Annotated in this window: 15 protein-coding genes; 4 read left to right on the top strand and 11 right to left on the bottom strand. The window is 61.3% G+C overall.

All coding sequences use genetic code 11. The features are described 5' to 3' along the window. Positions 1-159: 159 nt before the first annotated feature. Both ACK8OR_RS07425 and ACK8OR_RS07420 read right to left on the bottom strand, forming a co-directional pair. A complete protein-coding gene (locus ACK8OR_RS07425) occupies positions 160-411 on the bottom strand; it encodes a hypothetical protein (RefSeq protein ID WP_410188773.1) in 252 nt (83 codons plus the stop codon). 97 nt (positions 412-508) lie between these two features. Beyond that, positions 509-1,384, bottom strand: coding sequence for a LysR family transcriptional regulator (locus ACK8OR_RS07420; RefSeq protein ID WP_410188772.1), 876 nt, complete (start codon positions 1,382-1,384; stop codon positions 509-511). Between the two features lie 136 nt (positions 1,385-1,520). Here ACK8OR_RS07420 and ACK8OR_RS07415 point away from each other — a divergent pair, with 136 nt between their 5' ends. Genes ACK8OR_RS07415 through ACK8OR_RS07405 form a run of 3 tightly spaced genes read left to right on the top strand, consistent with a single transcriptional unit; the run spans position 1,521 to position 3,165 of the window. After that, positions 1,521-2,477 carry a haloalkane dehalogenase gene (locus ACK8OR_RS07415; RefSeq protein WP_410188771.1) on the top strand — a complete coding sequence of 319 codons (957 nt, stop codon included), beginning with the start codon at positions 1,521-1,523 and terminating at the stop codon, positions 2,475-2,477. Next, a complete protein-coding gene (locus tag ACK8OR_RS07410; RefSeq protein ID WP_410188770.1) occupies positions 2,474-2,779 on the top strand; it encodes a DUF1330 domain-containing protein in 306 nt (101 codons plus the stop codon). Before ACK8OR_RS07415 ends, ACK8OR_RS07410 begins: the two co-directional genes overlap by 4 nt. After that, positions 2,776-3,165, top strand: coding sequence for an MAPEG family protein (locus tag ACK8OR_RS07405; RefSeq protein WP_410188769.1), 390 nt, complete (start codon positions 2,776-2,778; stop codon positions 3,163-3,165). The genes ACK8OR_RS07410 and ACK8OR_RS07405 overlap by 4 nt, the downstream gene beginning before the upstream one ends. Before the next feature lie 652 nt (positions 3,166-3,817). Here the strand turns inward: ACK8OR_RS07405 and ACK8OR_RS07400 are convergent. Beyond that, positions 3,818-4,564, bottom strand: coding sequence for an SDR family NAD(P)-dependent oxidoreductase (locus tag ACK8OR_RS07400; protein ID WP_410188768.1), 747 nt, complete (start codon positions 4,562-4,564; stop codon positions 3,818-3,820). Positions 4,565-4,679: 115 nt separating this feature from the next. On the opposite strand from ACK8OR_RS07400, the gene ACK8OR_RS07395 reads away from it, so the two are divergent. After that, positions 4,680-5,564, top strand: coding sequence for a LysR family transcriptional regulator (locus ACK8OR_RS07395; RefSeq protein ID WP_410188767.1), 885 nt, complete (start codon positions 4,680-4,682; stop codon positions 5,562-5,564). Positions 5,565-6,359: 795 nt separating this feature from the next. Here ACK8OR_RS07395 and ACK8OR_RS07390 read toward each other — a convergent pair. From ACK8OR_RS07390 to ACK8OR_RS07355, 8 genes are all read right to left on the bottom strand, one after another. Beyond that, the gene (locus tag ACK8OR_RS07390; RefSeq protein ID WP_410188766.1) at positions 6,360-9,428 is read right to left on the bottom strand and encodes a type I restriction endonuclease subunit R; all 3,069 of its coding nucleotides are present in this window, start codon (positions 9,426-9,428) and stop codon (positions 6,360-6,362) included. Between the two features lie 4 nt (positions 9,429-9,432). After that, on the bottom strand, positions 9,433-10,158 hold the full coding sequence (locus ACK8OR_RS07385) for a TIR domain-containing protein (protein ID WP_410188765.1): 726 nt from the start codon (positions 10,156-10,158) through the stop codon (positions 9,433-9,435). Positions 10,159-10,193: 35 nt separating this feature from the next. Further along, positions 10,194-12,104 carry a restriction endonuclease subunit S gene (locus tag ACK8OR_RS07380; protein ID WP_410188764.1) on the bottom strand — a complete coding sequence of 637 codons (1,911 nt, stop codon included), beginning with the start codon at positions 12,102-12,104 and terminating at the stop codon, positions 10,194-10,196. After that, positions 12,104-14,233, bottom strand: a complete 2,130-nt coding sequence (locus ACK8OR_RS07375) for a type I restriction-modification system subunit M (RefSeq protein ID WP_410188763.1) — start codon at positions 14,231-14,233, stop codon at positions 12,104-12,106. Before ACK8OR_RS07375 ends, ACK8OR_RS07380 begins: the two co-directional genes overlap by 1 nt. A gap of 356 nt (positions 14,234-14,589) precedes the next feature. Further along, positions 14,590-15,036 (bottom strand): ankyrin repeat domain-containing protein, encoded by a 447-nt coding sequence (locus ACK8OR_RS07370; protein WP_410188762.1) that lies wholly within the window; start codon positions 15,034-15,036, stop codon positions 14,590-14,592. Between the two features lie 456 nt (positions 15,037-15,492). Further along, positions 15,493-16,485, bottom strand: a complete 993-nt coding sequence (locus ACK8OR_RS07365) for a site-specific integrase (RefSeq protein ID WP_410188761.1) — start codon at positions 16,483-16,485, stop codon at positions 15,493-15,495. Further along, positions 16,478-17,611, bottom strand: a complete 1,134-nt coding sequence (locus ACK8OR_RS07360) for a hypothetical protein (protein ID WP_410188760.1) — start codon at positions 17,609-17,611, stop codon at positions 16,478-16,480. The genes ACK8OR_RS07365 and ACK8OR_RS07360 overlap by 8 nt, the downstream gene beginning before the upstream one ends. A 198-nt stretch (positions 17,612-17,809) precedes the next feature. Continuing rightward, complete coding sequence (locus tag ACK8OR_RS07355; RefSeq protein WP_410188759.1) at positions 17,810-18,772, bottom strand: hypothetical protein; 963 nt, start codon at positions 18,770-18,772, stop codon at positions 17,810-17,812. Positions 18,773-18,774: the final 2 nt, after the last annotated feature.

The following is an 18,774-nucleotide window of genomic DNA, read 5'->3' as shown; positions in this document are numbered from 1 at the left end:
CTCGCTAGAGTGTCATCAGCGTCGCGCTCCAGCAGGGCTGTCCTCTCGGATTCGGCGGAACTGCGACCTCGGCCCAAGGGCGCGCGAGGCCTGTCACCACCTCGGACCGGCGATCCGGCTGCACGAGCAGACGGAAGACGAGGTGGACGCGAGTGATCGTCAGTCCCGGATCAGCAGCGGACAGAACGGCATCCCGGGCGGCATACCCGACAGGGGCTCCGTCAGGATGATCCGACCCAGCAGCCCATCGCCCTTCTCCTCCGACCGAGCCAGGGCCACGGGTCGGGCGCCCTGCATGCGGTGCAATTCGGCCGGGTTCGGTCCGAAGGCGCGCATCGCGACGCGGACCTTGCCGGGGCAGGGGGCGGGCGCGCGGCCCGATGAGTTCGGGGGCGTCCTCTTGCTCGGCATGGCGTGTAACGGCGTCACTGGTGGTGATCAGGGAGATGGCACGTCTCCGCGGGCCGGGCGGCAACGTCATAGCGCGATCTTGCAGCGTGCCGATGCATCAATGCGACGGGGCGCGCCCCTCGATCCGGTCGCGCGCATCGCGCAGGACTTGTTCGAGAAACGCCATGACCGTCCGGACGCGCGCCGTGGCGCGCAGGTCGGGATGGGTCAGCAGCCAGATGTCGCGGGACGGCCGCGGAGTTCGGTCGGTCGCGCGCACCAATCCCTGCGCCGCGTCCCCGATCAGGCAGGGCAGAAGGGCCGCGCCCAGTCCCGCGCGGGCCGCGGCGACCTGCGCCTCGATCGACGGGAAGACGCCCCAGAGCGGCAGGCGCGGCAGGTCGGTCGCAGCGATCCAGGTGTCATCGCCCGCCACCCAGCCAAGCCATCGCGGGGCCGGGCCGTCGAGGTAGCCCGGCGCGGCATAGCTCGCTTCGCCGTAGGGGAAGAGGCGCTTTCCGACCAGGATTTCGGGCGGGTTGTTGTCCATGCGCAGCGCGACATCCGCCTCGCGTCGGGCCAAGTCGCGCAGATCGTAGCCGGTGTCGAAGCGCAGCTCCAAATCGGGATGGGCCGCGACCAACTCGGGAAGGCGCACGGCGATCAGCAGGACGAAGAGCGGCTCGGCCACGGTGATCGTCACATGGCCGGTCAGGGCCGCATCCCGGCCCTCGACCCGCCTGCGGGCCGCCACGAGCGCCTCGTCGAACCCGCGGCCGGCCTCTGCGACCTCCTCGCCCGACGGGGTCAGGGCCCAGCCATCGGGCCTGCGGTCGAAAAGCCGCGCACCGATCCGCGCCTCGAGCGCGTCGACGCGGCGACCGACCGTCGTGTGATGAACGCCCAGCGCCGATGCCGCACCCCGGACGGAGCGGGCGCGCGCGACGGCGAGCAGGGTTTGCACGGCATCCCAGTCCAGCGGGCGATCGGGCATGGCGAACCTCCGGCCGGCAGGTTGGCACAGGGCATGCGTCGCATCAACGCACCACGGCATCGCGAAATCGCGCCTCGAAGTCGCATGATCGCAAGGCCTAGTTTCGGGCATCACCATTATCGACCGGAGACATCCCATGCGACCGATCCTGCCCGCGCTTGCCGCGCTGATGCTCACCGCCGCGCCCGTTCTGGCGCAGGCCGCGTTTTCGTTCGAGAAGAAGACGATGGAGGTCCTCGGCTCGACTATGGCCTATGTCGACGAGGGTGAGGGGCCTGCCGTCCTGATGCTCCACGGCAACCCGACCTCCTCCTATCTCTGGCGCAACATCATCCCCCATGTGGCCGACGATCACCGGGTCATCGCGCCCGACCTGATCGGCATGGGAGACAGCGGAAAGCCGGACATCGCCTATACCTACGAGGATCACGCGACATATCTGGACGCGCTTCTGGGCGAGCTGGACCTGGGCGCGGTCGTGCTCGTGGTTCACGACTGGGGCTCCGTCCTCGGCATGGAAATCGCGCGCAACGAGGAGGGCACCGGCCGGATCCGCGGCCTCGCCTTCATGGAGGCCGGTATTCCGCCCGCCTTGCCCGCGCCGTCGCTCGAGGCGCTCGGTCCGCAGAACGCGGAGCTGTTCCGCGCGCTGCGCTCGCCCGCGGGCGAGGAGATGGTCCTTCAAGGCAACTTCTTCGTCGAGGAGGTTCTGGGGAAGATCGCGGTCGCGACGCCCCTCTCCGACGAAGTCATGGGGAACTACCGCGCCCCGTTCCCAACCCCCGAAAGCCGCCGCCCGACCCTGGAATGGCCCCGCCAGATCCCCATCGGGGGCGAGCCCGCGCACACGGCGGAGGTGATCGCGGCGAACGGCGAATGGCTCTATTCGACCGACGTCCCGAAGCTGATGTTCTCGGTCGTGCCCGGCGCCCTGATGCCGCCCCCCGTGGTCGAATATGTCGAGGCGAACGCGTCGAACCTGACCCATGTGCCTCTGGGCGCGGGCGTGCATTTCGTGCAGGAGGACCACCCGGACGCCATCGGCGCGGCGCTGTCCGACTGGCTCGCCACGCTGCCGGAGGCCGGGCAATGAGCGGCGTCGTTCTGGTCGCTTCGCTGGCGGTGTCCGACATGGAAGGATTTCTCCGCGATTACGCCGGCCCGCTTCAGGACATCAACGCGCGTCACGGGGTCGAGACGTTCGCCGTCGCGCCCCAAGCCGAGATGCTTGAGGGCGAGGCGGGCGGCATGTTGGCCATCCTGCGCTTTCCCGACCGCGCCGCCCTCGACGCCTGGTACGCCGACCCGGACTACGCGCCGTTGCGGGCGCGGCGCCAGGCTATGTCCGATCCCGACCGATCCTTCGTCGCCATCGCCCCGGAAACCATGACATGACCGCGACCACCGCCCTGATCCTCTATGCGCTGATCTCGATGACGGCCCTGACCGTCGAGATCGTCTACGCCTATGCCACCCAAGGCTTCGGCTACGGCTTTTCGTCCAACCGCCCCGCGGTTACCCGCACACCGTTCGGGCTCCGACTTGAGCGGGCCTGGCGCAACCAGGTCGAGAGCACGGCCTACGTCCTCCCCGTTCTCGCGGCGGCCGCGGCATCCGGCGCGACCGGTCCGGGCGTCTCGACCGCGCTCACGGTCGTGATCGCGGGCCGGGCGTGGTTCGTGCTGCTCTACTATACGGGCCTACCCTTCGCGCGCATCCTGGGCTTCTCGGCCGCGTCGCTGGGCTCGCTCTACCTCGCGGTGACGATGCTGACCGGCTGATTGTCGGGCTGACGCCTTACGACGCTGTCTTCGGCAGAAAGGGCGCAGGCCAATCGGTCGTCAGACCGCGCAGGTCTTCTGCCGAGACCGCGCCGTCGCGGCTCGCAAGCGCCATCCGCTGAAGCCCCATCAGCGCGGGCGCGGTGCGGTCCCCAAGGCGAGCAGCCAGCCAGGATACATGGCTTCGAAGGAGCGGAGGTCACCGGCGATGTCGTCCCAATGCTTGGCGATCAGGGCGTCCATCGCCGCCATCGACGCCGTCCGGTAGGCTATAACCTCTCCTGCGGAGCCGTGGACTATGTCGAACGCATCGTCTTGTCGGAGGCGCCGATGCGCTTCGTCTAGGCGAGCCCCAGCGGCATGGCGATCCGCGACCGCCTCGCCGACATGGAGATCGAGCCTCTCGCGACGGGCGGCCGACTGGCATGGCACCATCGCTTTGGCGCCACCCTCGTCACCCGACCGATACGGCGGGGCGCCGACAGCTTCGTCACCCGGAGACTGACGTCGCTGTCGCCCCAACTCGGCGACGGTGCGCCCCGGCTATTCAGACAACGCGCCTTCGGCGCGCCAATCGAACTGGATGATCTCACGGACGGACCGCGCGGAGCCCCGACAGGCCCCGCGCGGAGCCGTTCCCCGTTCCCGGCGTTCAGATCGACTGCCCGCCAGACACCTCGATCCGCTCGCCGTTGAGCCAACCCATCCGATCCGACAGGATCGCCGCCACGGCGCCCCCGATATCGTCCGCCTCGCCCGGCCGCCCGAGCGCGATGGTCGAGGACACGAAGCCGCGCACCTCCTCGTTGTCACGCACCGCGCCGCCGCCGAAATCGGTGGCGATGGCGCCCGGCGCGATCGCATTCACGCGGATGCCCCGCGCGCCCAGCTCCGTAGCGCCGTAGCGGGTCAGCACCTCCACCGCGCCCTTCATCGCCGCGTAGGCACCGTAGCCGGGGATCGCGAAGCGGGCCAGGCCCGAGGATACGAAGAGGATGCGCCCGCCATCCGCCATCATCGGCAGGACGGCACGGGTCAGCGCATAGGGCGCGCGGACATGAATGCGGTACATCCGGTCCAAGACGTCGAGATCGGTCTCAGCGAAGGGTGCGTGGGCCCCGACGCCAGCGTTGTTCACCAGATGATCGAGCCGTTCGGCGCCGAGCTCGGCCAGTGCGCGCTTCAGGTCGGCGGCGAAGGTATCCGCGTCGGTGGCTTCGGCATCGTAGCGGAGCATGACGGCGCGGGCGCCGGCGGCATGGATCTCGGTCGCGACGGCGTCCGCCTCGGCCTCCGACGAACGGTAAGTGCCGATGACGTCGATGCCATCCTGTGCGAGATGGAGCGCTGCGGCGCGGCCGAGGCCGCGGCTGGCGCCGGTGATGAGAGCGGTGGTCATGGCTGGTCTCCTTGGAACGTGGATCGTGCGATGACCCCTAGCTATGCGCCCCGGCCGCGTGCGATAATCCGTCCGATCCGGCATGGCCTGTCCGGATATCCGAACGATGAGTCCTATGCGCCCCAGCCTCGATACGCTCCACCAGTTCTCCGTCCTCGCCCGTCGGCTCAGCTTCCGTGCCGCCGCGGCGGAGCTCGGCCTCGCGCCCTCGACGCTCTCCGAGCGGATCCGAGAACTCGAGGCGCGAATGGGCGTCCGCCTCTTCAACCGGTCGACCCGGTCTGTCGCCTTGACCGAGGAGGGGCGGCGCTTGAATGCGCGCGTGGCCGATGCCGCCGCCGTGCTTGCCGACGCGGCACGTCCGATCCAGGGCGGCGACACGCTCACGGGTCGCATCCGCATCAATGGGCCGCGCCCGGCCCTGGAGCTGCGCCTGATGTCGCTGGTCGCCTCCTTCGCCGCAATTCATCCGGGTGTGAGCTTCGAGCTCCTGGCCCAGAGCGACCTGATCGACATCGTCGCGGGCGGCTTCGATGCCGGCGTGCGCTACGACGACCGGCTCGACGGGGACATGATCGCGGTCCGGCTCGGCGCGCCGCAGCGCATGGTAGTGGTCGGCAGCCCGTCTTATCTCGACGCCCGGGGGCGACCCGAGACCCCCGAAGGCCTGGCCGATCACGACTGCATTGCCCATGTGTTCGCCGGCGGCACCGCCCTGCCATGGTCGCTGGAGAAGGACGGCCGCCCCGTCGAATTCGTTCCGCACGGCGCGTTGCGCGTGAACGGCATCGAGCTGGTCGCGGCGCGGGCAGGGCTCGGGCTGGCCTATCTCTTCGACGAGTACGCCGCAGCCGACCTTGCCACGGGGGCGCTCGAGACGGTGCTGGACGACTGGACCCCGCCCTTCGGCGCGCCGTCGCTCTACTACACCGAACGCCGCCTGATGCCGCCCGCGCTCCGCGCCTTCGTCGACCACGTCAAGGCGCAACGGAACGGCTAAGGGAGCCTGCCTCGAACCCTCGGCGCCCGGATAGTACTTCGCCGAAAGCACCTTCCGTTTCGTGATCGACGATCCAGATGCGGCTTCTGCTCAGTTTGGCGCGGCGGCGGCCCGGATACGGAGTGGTGACCGTCGAACCTCGTCGCGAGTGGTCACGCGTCAGCGCGGCTCGCCTCGAACCTTCGTTGGATTCGATAGCGCGCAGACCGTGTATCACGCGATCCGCGGAGATAGCGATCTGCTCGGCGCGGCGTTCGTCGTCCCGTGAAACGGTGCGAGATTGCTCCGATCTGCCGCACGAGATGGCCGTCCCGGATCAGGGGGAGGAACGGTACGACGAACAGGGCGCCGATAGCGCCGATCGGGTCATTCAAATGATGCAATGTCGTCTGCAGGCCGGGCGTCAGCGCCGAGCGGTGGATCGACAGGTCATACGCTGCGCCGGACCCATCGACCAAGAGGCATTAGCTAGGTCCGGATCCGCGAGAAACGTTCGCCCCAACCGGGCGGCAATCGCCGCCGACCCCATACCTCACATTATACCACGAAGTGAGACCGAAGCCCGCAATACGAATACTGCCAAGAGATCGCGAGATGGCTGAAAACTGCTAGATGACAGGGGCTTCGCCAGTCTTCGCGCAGCCCAAGTTGGTAAGGCAGAGGGGGGGTGGCGGAGACGAAGGGAGAGGTTTCCACTTTGTCCGCCGCTAAGTTTTCCAAGGGAGTACGCTGGGTCCAGCCCCAAGGTTTATACAAAACTGTAGCAGGTGTCTGGGCAATGTGAAGCGGTAGGGCTCAATGGCGACGCCCCGCCCTGATGCGCTCGTACAGTTCCCGTGCCAACCCCTTATGAACTGCTGCCCTAAACGGCTGATCGCTCATGACTTTCGAGAAAACCTCTTCATTGCCATCCATGCGGTTTATGAACAGTTCATCCAACATCCGTTCGAGATAGGACGAGAAGTTATCGTACTTATTGGCCAAGGCAGCTTCGACAATCCGAACGTCACTTTCGGCAGTTTCGCGAACTTGCTCGAAGAAAAGCTGATCCGCACGGGTGAAGCTAGTGCCGAACCGCTCGTTCAGCCTGTCCACAAGGTCTCGCAGCCCCACCTCCTCATCTTTCCGTCCACCCGAACCCACATCTGTCGGCCCTTTCAGCGGGTCGGTCTCTCCATCATCGAGGTCGATTGATCCCTGCGTCATCTGCTGGATACGGAAGTACTTCAACGCAACTTCGTCATCCAAAGTGAAGGACGACCCATCCCCCGGAGGGGGCAGCTTGGAGATCAGGTTGCGGCAGAAGGTATAGAACTGCTCAAGCTCGCTATCGTGATAAGGGATGATCTGCGACAGGAAGGCGTAGAGGTTGCGGAACGCAGTGATCTGCCCCCTGAACTCTTCACGCTCTTCCTCTTCACGATCCTGAAAAGCGTCAACCGCGCGATCCAGAATAGCGTTCATCGTCCTATGGTCGGATGCAGTGTGATCCTTCTTCTTGCCATACCAGACGACAGAAAAGGCGCTTACATCCTCAGGCGTGAATATCGCCCATTCCAGCAGTCGATGCTGTAGCTCGTTCAGGCGCTGCGGGTCTACATTCTCGCCAGTGGGCGTATCTTCGTAGTACGGCTTGAACGCCTTGAAGATGTCCTCTTCCTCGTTTGCGAAATCTAGAATAAAGGTCCGCGACTTACCCGGTGCCATGCGGTTCAACCGCGACAGTGTTTGGACCGCCTGCACCCCCGCCAACCGCTTTACGACATACATCGTTTGCAACAGCGGCTGATCGAACCCGGTCTGATACTTGTCGGCGACCAAGAGAACGCGATACTCATCGCTGTCGAATGTCTCGGGCAGCTCTGCTTCCGGCAGCCCATTGTTCATCCCAACTTCAGTGTATGCGCTTTCGAGGATGGCGGGGTCTTCGACAGTGCCCGAGAAGGCCACTAGAGACTTGATCCCCTTGTAACCGCGCTCCTCAAGATAGCGATCAAAGGCGAGTTTGTAACGCACGGCCTCTAGGCGAGAGCCGGTCACAACCATCGCTTTTGCCCGTCCGCCAATCTCGTGCATCACGTTCGAGCGGAAATGCTCGACAATGATCGTGACAACCTGCTCAATGTTGTGCGGATGCAGCGTGAGAAATTGGGTCAGGGCCTTCGCCGCTGCCCGCTTCGGGACCTGTGGATCGTTCTCGATCTGTTTCACCAGCCCAAAGAACCGTTTGTAGGTCGTATAGTTCTTGAGGATATCCATGATGAAGCTCTCTTCGATGGCCTGCTTCATCGTGTACTCGTGGAATGGTGACTGACCATCCGACCCCGGCTCATCGAACATGGCTTTGGTCTTGAACTTGGGTGTTGCCGTGAAGGCGAAGAAACTCAGGTTCGGCTGCTTCCCTCGCCGCAGCGTGTCCCGCAGGATCGCCCTTTTTGCCTCATCCGTCAGGTTCTCGTCTTCCACATCTGAAAGCTGAGCAGCAATTGCCGCCTCGATCCCGTCCTTGTTCAGCATCCCGCGCAGTGCAGATGCCGTTTCGCCAGTCTGTGAAGAATGCGCCTCGTCCACGATCACGGCATATCGTTTGCCCGCCGTGGTCAGCGTCAACTCTTCGCCTTTGTCCTCCAAAGTGCGCAGAGCCTGAGCTATAAATGGGAACTTCTGGATGGTGGAAATGATGATCGGAACCCCGGTCGAGATCGCACGGGCAAGTTGCTGTGTGTTCTCATCGATCTTCTCAACAACCCCGGTCTTATGCTCGAACTGGTAGATCGTGTTCTGCAACTGCTGATCCAAAACAAGGCGATCCGTCACCACAATCACCGAATGGAAAATCTTCGCATCCATCGCGTCATGCAGGCCCGCCAGCCGGTGCGCCAGCCAAGCAATGCTGTTCGATTTTCCCGACCCCGCCGAGTGCTGCACAAGGTAGTTGCGGCCTGCTCCATGCTCTTTGGCATGGGACACAAGCTTCCGCACTGCATCAAGCTGGTGATACCTGGGGAAAATCATCGTTTCCCTGCGGACGGTCTTTGGACCCCGGTCGGTGGCGACCTTCTTTTCCTTCACCTCCAAGTGCATGAAGCGTTGCAGGATGTCCAAAAGGCTATCCCGCGCCAAGACCTCATCCCACAGGTAGGCGGTCTTCCAGTTACCCTCTACAGGCGGATTACCAGCACCCCGGTTGTGCCCCTTGTTGAATGGCAGAAAGAACGTCTCGCCCCCCTTGAGGCGCGTGGTCATCCACACCTCGTCCGGGTCCACGGCAAAATGCACAAGGGCGCGTTCCTTGAACTTGAACATCAGATCGCGTTCGTCGCGGTCACGCTCATACTGTTTCTTGGCGTCCACGGCCCGCTGGCCGGTCATGGGGTTCTTCAACTCGGCAGTGGCGACCGGCAGGCCGTTCACAGCCAGCGTCACGTCGAGGATGCACCGCTTGGCCTTGCCGCCGGGGGCCTTCTTGACCGAGGTGAAGGCGACCTGCCGCGTGATCGTCAGCCGGTTCTTGGCATAGAGCGCGGTCGTCTCGGGGTTCATCCCCGTGTTCGGCTGGAAGTATGCCAGCCTAAGCGTCTTGCCATAGCAGCGGAACCCATGGCGCAAGACGTGCAGCGTGCCCTTCGTCGTCAGCTCCTTGGCGAGATCGGACAGCACCTGATCCTCGGTCTGCCCCTTTAACAGGGCTTCGAGCTGCTCCCATTTCTGCGGCTGCGTGTCCTTTAGGAACCCCACCACATCGGCAGGGAACAGGCACAAGTCCTCATCGAAGTCGGCAGGCGACCGGCGAGCATATCCCCCCTGCGAGGTCAGCCCATGTTCAATTGCCTTCTCAAAATCGGTCTCTGTATGCCCTGCCATTATGTCACGCGCCGCAACCAGCGATTAGGGCATCATCAATGTCGATGCCCGCCGCCTTAATTCGACGTGCGAGCTTGACGGCCACTTCTTTGACGTGATCGTTAAACTCAAGGCGAAGAACCCCATCAACATCGCTGGGGGTTTCAAGAGCGCCCTTCTTGAGGATCACCATTTGATTGCGGCCAAGAGATGCCAGAACCATCCCCAGCTCTAGGATCACGTTCTGACGGGCACGGGGTTGGGTGGCATCATCGCCCTTTGCCTTCGGATACCCATAGTCGTCTGGCGTCATCAGGACGATACCAAAGGCCGCTTCTTGATAAATCTGCTGTTCCAGTGCTTCTATGATGGTGTTGGACCCACCATCATTGTTCTGTAGGATGTAGGGGTCGAGACCCAGCCGACGCAGGATCAGTTCAAGCTGTTCTAACGCTTGGGTGTCGTGGCCATGAACTACGAAAATCTTGGTCTTTGCATCAACTGGGTTCGCAGCAGCCGCCGGGATAGCAGGTGCATCACCCGCAAGCACGGCCTTCAAGGGAGCCTGCGCCTCGGGTTTGCCCTGATACTGCACGGTCCCTTTGTTGGGCCAGTAGTTCAAAACCCCGCGTTCACGCGACCGGAAAACATGCTTTGTGCTACCTGCCTCCTCGGTCCACTCCCCAATAATGCCACTGGCGGCAACCCGTGCCATCAGAGCTTCAATCCCATCGTGAAATACGTCAGCCATCTAATCCCTCCATCAATACTCAAGCGCCACGCGCCTTAACTCTTTCTCTTCGTATGCTCTCCCAGCCCGCGTGGGGTGAGGCCCTTTTCCCGCATCCACGCGAGGGCGCTATGCCAGCGGTCGGCGCTGATTGCCTTCTTGCTCTCGGTCCAGTCGTTCAGGATGAGGTCCACGATCTCATCATCGCTGGGCGTCTTGCCCTCAAGCAGCAGATCGTTCCACGACGCGAAGGCGGTCGAGACGATTTCGGCCTGTTGGGTCTTCATCGGCGCGATCAGGGCGAGCAGGTCTTCCAGCGCCTCTTTGCGGTCGCCAAAGTAGCGATTGAAGTGGTCGCGGTAGCCGTCCACCTTTTCGCCTCGGGCATAGGTCCAGCCTTTGTCGCCCTTCACCGGCGCGATCCAGCCCTGTTTTTCGATCTGGGAATGGACCGAGCGCATCATCTGTGTGTCGAACGGGCCAGCGGCATCGCGGTGGTAGTTGCCCGCGACCTCCTGAATTTCCAGATGCGCTTCGCACAGGTGCAAGAGCTTCTGGAACTTCACTCGGCCAAAGGTGGGGTGGTCGCAAAGCGTGTCGGCGATGTAGGCGGCCAGCACCGAGCGTTTGAAGGCGGCGGGGGCTTCCTTCTTGGCGGGCTTGGGGGCGGCCTCGGTGAGCAGCGCCTTGATCTTGCCTGTCACAGCGGCGGTGACGAGGGCAGCGCGGTATTCGGCCAGTTTTTCTACGCTGGTTGCTATCTTCTCAACGATCATATCATGGTCAGCCAGCGCAGCTTCAAGATGCGCGACAATATCGGACTGCTCTGCGGTTGGAGGCACCGCGATGAGGGTTTCTTTTGAGGTCTCAACATTGAAGTGAGCCTGCAAAGCGCCCTCGGACCCCAATTGATATTGGACTTTGGCGACGTTGCTGTTGAGAAACCAGCCGAGGTATCGTGGCACCATCTGGGCTGGGCGGCGGATTATCACCAGATCAACGCAATTCGAGCCTGCAAGGTCTTCTGTGACAACTGCTGTTGTGCCCGGATCGCCGGTCCGCACCGAAACCAAGTCGCCTTCCCGCAACTCTGACTTAGCGTGGAACTCGTGCCCATCGTCACTTATCAGCCGGGTTTCTTGAAGGTTGAAACCCATCGGGCGGATATTGAGACCGCGCAGCGCCAACACACCTTCTTCGGCGTACCAGCTCGCGGGTGTCACAACGATGCCGACACTAACCTTGGGCGTGAGGTACTTGAGCTTCTTCACCTCCCAATGCGCCGGAACCTTGTCGAGCCAGTCAATGCCGCTGTCTTTCAGGGGGGCGTCGGGGTTGAGGCCACGGGTGACGGCGCGGGTGATGAGGGCTTGGCGTTTCTCGGCCAGACGGTCCAGCAGCGCCCGTTTCTTTTCGATCAGCGCATCAATCCGCGCCGTCTTGTCATCCAGATACCCCACAATCCGCCGCTGCGTGTCTAGGTCGGGGAGTGGCGCTTCCAGCTTCACCACCTCACTGGCATTGGTCGCTGGGTAGCTCACGCCAACAGACCGGGCCACGATCTCCCCGACGATGGGTTCCGACTTCATCACCCAACCAAGGAATGCGGCGTCGATCTCTTCGCCCGGTCGGATCACACAAAACCCGGTTGACGCAATCAGGTTGTCCGGCGCTTCGCGCACTGTTGCGATGGCTTTGAGGTAGGTTCGAACTGTGGAAACAAGGGTATCCCCACCACGGACCACCCGCCGCGCTCGGGAAGGCGCTTTGTGGAACTGGAGCGACGAGACGTTTTCGACACCGCCAACCAGAGAGACACCGGAAATTTCGATGTATTCGATCTCTTTGAAATCGTCGGTGTCGTCCGACAGGGCTTCATCGTTGTAGGTCGCAACATACTTGATCCGCTTCCGACGCCATGTGTCGGGCAGATCAAAGCCTTGCACCTTCGGAGGGATCGCTGACATCAGACCAGACCTTCCAGCAGCTTGGCGATCTCGCCTTCCAGCGTCTCAATCTCGTCTTCGATTTCGTCCAGCTCACGCGGGGGCTTGTAGACGTAGAAATGCCGGTTGAACGGGATTTCATAGCCGACCTTGGTCTTTTTGTAGTCTACCCAGGCATCGGGCACATGGGGCAGAACTTCGGCCTCCATGTAGGCATCAATGGACGGGGTCATCAGCTCGACCACCTCACCATTCAGCTTGTTCTGCGGGTCCGGGCCGAATTGCATCGGCAGCGGGAGCTGGGTGCCTTCGGGTAGCGGCACGTTTTCAGTGTCGCGCAACTCGGCATCGGGTTCGGGGCGGTTGCCCACCCAGATGCATTCCTCGGCCTTCTGGTCCTTGTCACCGATGGTCAACCACAGGGTCTTGCGCACACCCTTGCCCAGCTTGATGTCCAGATCGGCGGCAGTGGCGACCACATCGGCGTCAAACTCGGCAAGGTCCATGTAAAGGCGGTCTGCGTCCATCGCCTCAACCACCGCCCGCATTTCCGAGACCGGGTGCTTGTCGGGATCGAGGTCATCCAGCCGCGCGATCCGTTCGGGGGTCGTCTGGAAGTTCATGCGCAGGGGGCGCTCCACGACGATGCGCAGGAAGCCGAACTCATGGTTCTTGAAGATGCGGGAGACGGTGCGGGTTTCCTTCTCTCCCGTCTTCTTGTTCACCACCACCTCGGCCTGTTCGCCGTCGCGGTAGTTGCCATAGATGCGGGTCAGGTCGGCAATCTGGGCGTCGGTTATGCGGTGGCGCTTGTTGTTCAGGCTCTTGTCCATCCGCTCGGCAAACAAGGTGCCGTCGATCAGTTGGACCTTGCCGCGCCGCTCGGGCGGTTTGCGGTTCGTGACCATCCATACATAGGTATAGATGCCAGTGTTGTAGAAGAGCTGATCCGGCAGGCCGATGATCGCGTCCAGCCAGTCGTTTTCGATGATCCAGCGGCGGATACTGGACGGACCGCCGCCCGCGCTGCCCGAAAAAAGCGGCGAGCCGTTGAACACCACCGCAATCTTGGACCCGTCGCCGGGGTTCTCGGGATCGTCCGGGCTGGGGTGCATCTTGGAAATCATGTGCTGGAGGAACAGCAGCGATCCATCGTCAATGTCGGGCGTGCCCGCGCCAAAGCGACCGTTGAAGCCCAGCGTCTTGTGTTCCTTCTCGACGACCTTTTTCTGATCCTTCCAGTCGACCCCAAACGGTGGGTTCGCCATCATGTAGTGGAACTGGTGACCCTCGAAGCCGTCGCCCGTCTTGCCGTCGCCCAGCGTGTCGCCGAGGATGATGTTGTCGGTCTCTTCGTCCTTGATGAGCATGTCTGAGCAGCAGATGGCCCAGCTCTCGTCATTGTATTCCTGACCGTAGAGCGCGAGGTTCGCCGCATCATTGCCTGAGCGGATGTGCAGTTCCGAGACAGACAGCATCCCGCCCGTGCCGCATGTCGGGTCATAGATCGTGCGGTAGATGCCGGGTTTGTAAACGTCCTGCTCACCCGTGTAGACGAGGTTTGCCATCAGCTCGATGACCTCGCGGGGCGTGAAGTGGTCCCCGGCTTCCTCGTTGGCCTGTTCGTTGAACTTCATCACCAGATGTTCAAACAGGTAGCCCATCTGGAGGTTGTCCACCTCGTCGGGGTGCAGGGGAACGGTGGCCATCTGCTGGACGATGTGGAACAGACGGTTGCTGTCGTCGAGCTTCTGGATTTGTTCGGCGAAATTAAACTTCTCGAAGATCGCGCGAGCCGTGGGAGAGAACCCGTTGATAAAGGCTACAAGGTTCGGCGCTATGTTCTCAGCGTCGGCGGTCAGGCGGGCGAAGGTGTATTTACTGGTGTTGTAGAGGGGCTGCCTCCGGATTGGGTCGGCGACACGGGCCAGCATCCGTTCCATCGCCTTTTCAGGCGTCCCTGCTGCTTTGAGGCGGGTGTATTCGGCATAAACCCCGTCGATGCTGTCTTCAAGAACGCAGTCAAGGCGGCGTAGAACCACCATGGGCAACATGACGAGGCGGTATTGCGGGGGGCGGTAAGGGCCGCGCAGGCGCTTGGCGATCTCCCAGATGTCATCTGTGAGCTTCTTATGCTGCTGAACGTTCAAAGAAAATCTTCCCCGGAGGTTGGTAGTTTTGCACTTTAAGAGACATTCTTTCAGCGGCGATGTCCACCAGCGGCGATGTTCACGGTAGAGATTGCAGTTAATTGCAATTCATAAGGGCTCAGGGATTTTCTCCGTCAAAATTACCGGCCAATTTTCGAACATATTGCGACCGTATTATTGACTCTGTTTCGGTTTTGTGCCGGAATTCATAGGTGTCCTGCGCTACCCGCTCGGTTCAAGCTGCCCGATGAACGGCTATGCGGGCAAGGATTCATGCAGTGGCCGCCAGATTGATTTTGCACGGTCTGCCATAGCCTCGTAAGAACGGAGTGCCAAGTTGGCAAATAGGACCCGTGTCACATTCGTGCCCCTCGGGCAACGAGGATGCTGACAATCTCTGCCTCACCCCACTTACGAGCAAATGCCAAGGGGGACATTGCGTCGGGTCCGAACGAGTGAATGTCTGCGCCGAGGTCCAATAGCAACTCAACCGCACCGGCACTACTTGCCAATATCGCCACATGGAGTGGAGTAGAACCAAAGTCATTCCGTGCGTCCAAATCGCTTCCCGCATCAGCTAATATTTGAATAGCGAGTAGATTGTTGGCAGACACCGCCACGTGAAGTGGCGTATAGCCTTCGTAACAACGTACAAAATGATTCTCACCCGGCGCCAGAAGACGATGTACTTCCGCTTCGTCTGCTATCTCGATAGCTACTAGGTCGCATAGGCCCTCTCTGCTCTGAGCAGCTGCCTCAGCGGCCGTGAGCCCTATTAGCGCTGCAGCACAAAATATTCTCATCTCAACTCACCAAGTCACATTCTGATGGGGTTTCCAGAAACATATTGTTCTTGCACAGTTCCCCAATAGTTTCATGACGTGTTCCATTTTTCCAGCAAGAAACGGTCTTGTGGATGCGATTTGTAGGAGTCCGAGAAATCGAGCGGAGGAACTAAGTATCTCCAACGGCGAGGTGGCGCGGCGTAGCGGTCTCATCGAGAGGTGCTATGCGCATCATGTCAGAGGGGATCGAGAGACTGACCTCGCCACACTCGTTCTGATCGCTAAGACACTGGGTGTCACGCCCAATCAGCTTCTTGGTCTCGAAGAAAGGCCAACGTCCACCCCGCGCGGCCTCCTACTGCAACGCATCCAGTCCGCCGCGCAGGGCGTCTCTGACGGCACTTTTGAGATTGTCGCAGTGCAAGGGGTGGAGGCATTGGCCGGGAAGAGCCTCTGGGGGCCTGTTCCAGTCGCTCACAGAAGCACCCCCGCCGCGTTGCCCTCAAACAGTTCGCCGTCTCGGATATAGCGCCCCAGCATCGCGTCGGACTTGTGCCCGGTCTGCTGCTTGATCTTGTAGGAAGCGACACCGGCTTTTGCTGCACTGGTGGCAAATCCCGCACGAAGCGAGTGGCCGGAGAACCCGGTGGGGTCCAAACCCGCTGCTGCCATACGCTTACGCAGAATGATCGGGACAGCCTCACCTGATAGGCGGGTAACCTGAGTGCGATCTTGCCAATCAACCGGCCTAAAGACCGCTTGCCCAATGTCGCCAGAGACATCACGCCAAGCCAGCAACGCACGAACCGGGCAATGACGCGTCCGTCCGAGGGGCACACCGACCTTGCGCCCAACCCCGGTCTGATCGGTCTTGGAACGGCGCAGCGCTATCACCATTCCCTCGCGGACTTCGGAGAGATCGGCCCAGTTCAGGCCCACCAGCTCGGAGCGGCGAAACCCTCCTGCGAACCCGGTCAGAAGCAAGGCTCTGTCCCTGATGTCCCTGCGTGTCAATCCCATCGCGTCGAGAACCATAAACAGGTCTTCGCGGCATAGGGGCTTGGCCTGATGCTGATTTCTGCCATGCGTTCGCTGGATACCACGCATGACGGACTTCACCAGTTCGGTTTGACACGGGTTCGGCCAATCGTTGGCCTTATGGACTTTTCCCAGTGTTGCGACGCGACGGGTAAGCGTCGATACCGCTAGTTCGCCAGCAAAGGCCGATAGGTAGAGGGCAACACCTTCTGGGGAGGCGGGAAGCTCACCGCCTGCATCTCGGAAGTGGGTCAGATCGCCCATGTACGCTCGCTTGGTGTTTTCCGACAGACTGGCCGAGATCAGCTCTTGTAACCGTGCATCCGCCGGATGACTGCAGTTGATTGCAAAGGGGTTGGCCTTTGCTCTGATTGGGATCTGAGGCTCCGATATGTAGATATTATCGGAGGGGCCGAAGGTGTTATCCATCGCGCTGCCCTCCGATCACAGTCTGCCGAATACGATTGAGTAACGGCAAATCCTGCTGGATCAGGTCCAGTGCCTGTACTGCGGCCTGCGGTTCCACACCCAGCGTCTCGTACAGCAGTTGGGATTGCAGGCGGTCACTGAGATCACCCCCCAGGCGGCGAGCAAGAAGGCCGCCTTCCACCCGGAACAGAGCCTGCCCCAAGAATCCGACCTGCTTCTGCTTCGGAACCATGGAACGGGCAAATTCTGCGATGCCTGCATCTGTCACCAGCAACCGGGTCAATGCCATTTTGCCTTCGCGGGTGAACATGTCCAATGCCCAACCCGGTACCGGCCCGATCATCGCTTCTTCCGGCATTCGGTCATTGGTGGTTTCGTCCCGCAGTCCGTTCTCCAAGGCCAGAAGCGCAAGCAGCGGCGGCATTGCCTCCTGCGTCTTGCGATACCCTTCGCGGCAAATTGCCAATGTCGTTGGGGCCGTGCCGAGTTCGTCGAGCAGGTCGAAGGCCAACGCGACTTCGCCCCTGCGGACTGGCAACCTCCATCCGGGTCGGTCGGTGCCGAGCAGAAACAAAATGGACAGGGCGCGAGTGTGCAAGCTAGGTGTCGTTAGTGCAGTCAGGCGAAGCCGGGGGTTGGTTTCGGCGCTGAGGGTGTGGCGGTCGGCGGCAAGACTGGGCATCGCCTCCAAAGCCATGAACAAATCATCGCAGGCGCGGCTCTTCCTACTTTGTGTTAGCCGCTGAACCACAACCGACGCGACGTTCCAATCCCCGCCCAGATCGCGACGGAACCGTTTGCCCGTTAGTGCGGCAGTGGTCAGTCCAACAGCCTGTAGGTTGGCAAGACCAACGTCCTCGAAGGCGATGCCCCCGAGCCGTCGCCACAGTCGATCCGGGGCATCTCGGTACAATGTGGCGGCGGCTTTAAGCGCAAGGTCGCAACGACCTCGGCGGACAGACTTCTGGAGCAAGCTCATCGCCAGCCAGGGCGATATGTCGAGAGGCTGAGGTGGGGGAAATTCCCGTCCGGCAGATACCGCCGCCAGAAGCGCGTTACGAAATGGGTCTAACTTGGTTCTAGTGTCCATATGATCCCTCCTTGAAGCAAGGGGGATCAGGGACATCTGACCCTCTATAACCGTATCTCAGTGACTTACCCATGAAAGGAGAAATGGCGTTTGTTCCGCCATGGCGAGCCTTATTTGAGTAACTGTCTCCCCGCAAAACCCTCCCAGACTACCACTTTGGAACCACGGATTACTCGTTTCAGTGCAATCAATTGCACCAAATAAGGTTTGTCTCTCGAAATGTCTCAGGGACAGTCAGAACCAGTCCTCGCTGGCGAGCCGTGTCTTTTCGATCATCGGCCCCCACTCAGCCCAGATTTCCTCTGGCTGCCACCACAGTTTCGGGTGCTGCGCCAGCCATTTCCTGTAGTTTTTTCGATACGTGTCGGCAGGCAGAACCTTCAAGGCAGCTGGTAGTCCTCGCTGAGCGACTGCGTCACAGAACAGCGTCCAGATGTACCCTTTTCCCTCTGGTGGGGCTGATGGGGGTAGGTCCACCATCTTAATCCCCGCGAACACGTTGTCGAGACTGCCGAGCGATGCGACGGGTATCGCCTGACCTTTAAGGACACGCTCAACACGAGTCACATGTCCATGCGTCCATGCCTGCTTTTTGCTCGTGCGTTTCTTCCCACGGTCATAAATCCTTGTGAAGTTCCCCTGCGTCTTCCCCAGATAGAGCGTCTCAAGTTTCCCGGCGTTTGACCAAGATTTCACGGTTGTCGTCTGTTGCGGCAGTACGTGGAAATCACCCATCGGGACGCCGTGCAGGTCCACAGTAACTTCGATCATGTTCACCTTGCCCAGTCCCACGAATGCGACCCAGCCACCATCAACAATGGATTTGAGGGAGATGTGCATCAGGTCGAGGCCTTCTGGCCCCAGATCATTAGGTGCGCAGTCGATTGCCAGCCGCACCGCACACTTGTCATCGTGGCGGTACTGCATCAACGGATAGTGCTTGAGCTTGAGCGCAGAGGCGATCTTGATCCGCCATGCGGCGCTGTAGCTACCCTTAGACGCGATCTGAGTGAACACCTCCTTGTCAGCCACCTGTGTCCATATATTGCCGTGGATCTCCTCAGCCTTTCCCCCAGGCTCGAAGTTTATTGAAACCCTCATTCTATCTATGAAGGGGACTACCTTACTGGGCGTTTTTGGGGTGGTTTGGGACTTGTTATACGCAGCCACCTTTTTCTTGGACAATTTGATCGCCACGT

It is taken from the genome of Jannaschia halovivens (genome assembly GCF_046452375.1).
In the GTDB taxonomy this organism is placed as follows: domain Bacteria; phylum Pseudomonadota; class Alphaproteobacteria; order Rhodobacterales; family Rhodobacteraceae; genus Jannaschia; species Jannaschia halovivens.
Note: the sequence above shows the minus strand (reverse complement) of the source record. Positions and strands in the feature narration are given on the sequence as shown.

Coding starts and splice junctions, on each gene's coding strand:
- ACK8OR_RS07425 (WP_410188773.1), bottom strand. CDS start 411: ATGCCGAGCAAGAGGACGCCCCCGAACTCATCGGGCCGCGCGCCCGCC.
- ACK8OR_RS07420 (WP_410188772.1), bottom strand. CDS start 1,384: ATGCCCGATCGCCCGCTGGACTGGGATGCCGTGCAAACCCTGCTCGCC.
- ACK8OR_RS07415 (WP_410188771.1), top strand. CDS start 1,521: ATGCGACCGATCCTGCCCGCGCTTGCCGCGCTGATGCTCACCGCCGCG.
- ACK8OR_RS07410 (WP_410188770.1), top strand. CDS start 2,474: ATGAGCGGCGTCGTTCTGGTCGCTTCGCTGGCGGTGTCCGACATGGAA.
- ACK8OR_RS07405 (WP_410188769.1), top strand. CDS start 2,776: ATGACCGCGACCACCGCCCTGATCCTCTATGCGCTGATCTCGATGACG.
- ACK8OR_RS07400 (WP_410188768.1), bottom strand. CDS start 4,564: ATGACCACCGCTCTCATCACCGGCGCCAGCCGCGGCCTCGGCCGCGCC.
- ACK8OR_RS07395 (WP_410188767.1), top strand. CDS start 4,680: ATGCGCCCCAGCCTCGATACGCTCCACCAGTTCTCCGTCCTCGCCCGT.
- ACK8OR_RS07390 (WP_410188766.1), bottom strand. CDS start 9,428: ATGGCAGGGCATACAGAGACCGATTTTGAGAAGGCAATTGAACATGGG.
- ACK8OR_RS07385 (WP_410188765.1), bottom strand. CDS start 10,158: ATGGCTGACGTATTTCACGATGGGATTGAAGCTCTGATGGCACGGGTT.
- ACK8OR_RS07380 (WP_410188764.1), bottom strand. CDS start 12,104: ATGTCAGCGATCCCTCCGAAGGTGCAAGGCTTTGATCTGCCCGACACA.
- ACK8OR_RS07370 (WP_410188762.1), bottom strand. CDS start 15,036: ATGAGAATATTTTGTGCTGCAGCGCTAATAGGGCTCACGGCCGCTGAG.
- ACK8OR_RS07365 (WP_410188761.1), bottom strand. CDS start 16,485: ATGGATAACACCTTCGGCCCCTCCGATAATATCTACATATCGGAGCCT.
- ACK8OR_RS07360 (WP_410188760.1), bottom strand. CDS start 17,611: ATGTCCCTGATCCCCCTTGCTTCAAGGAGGGATCATATGGACACTAGA.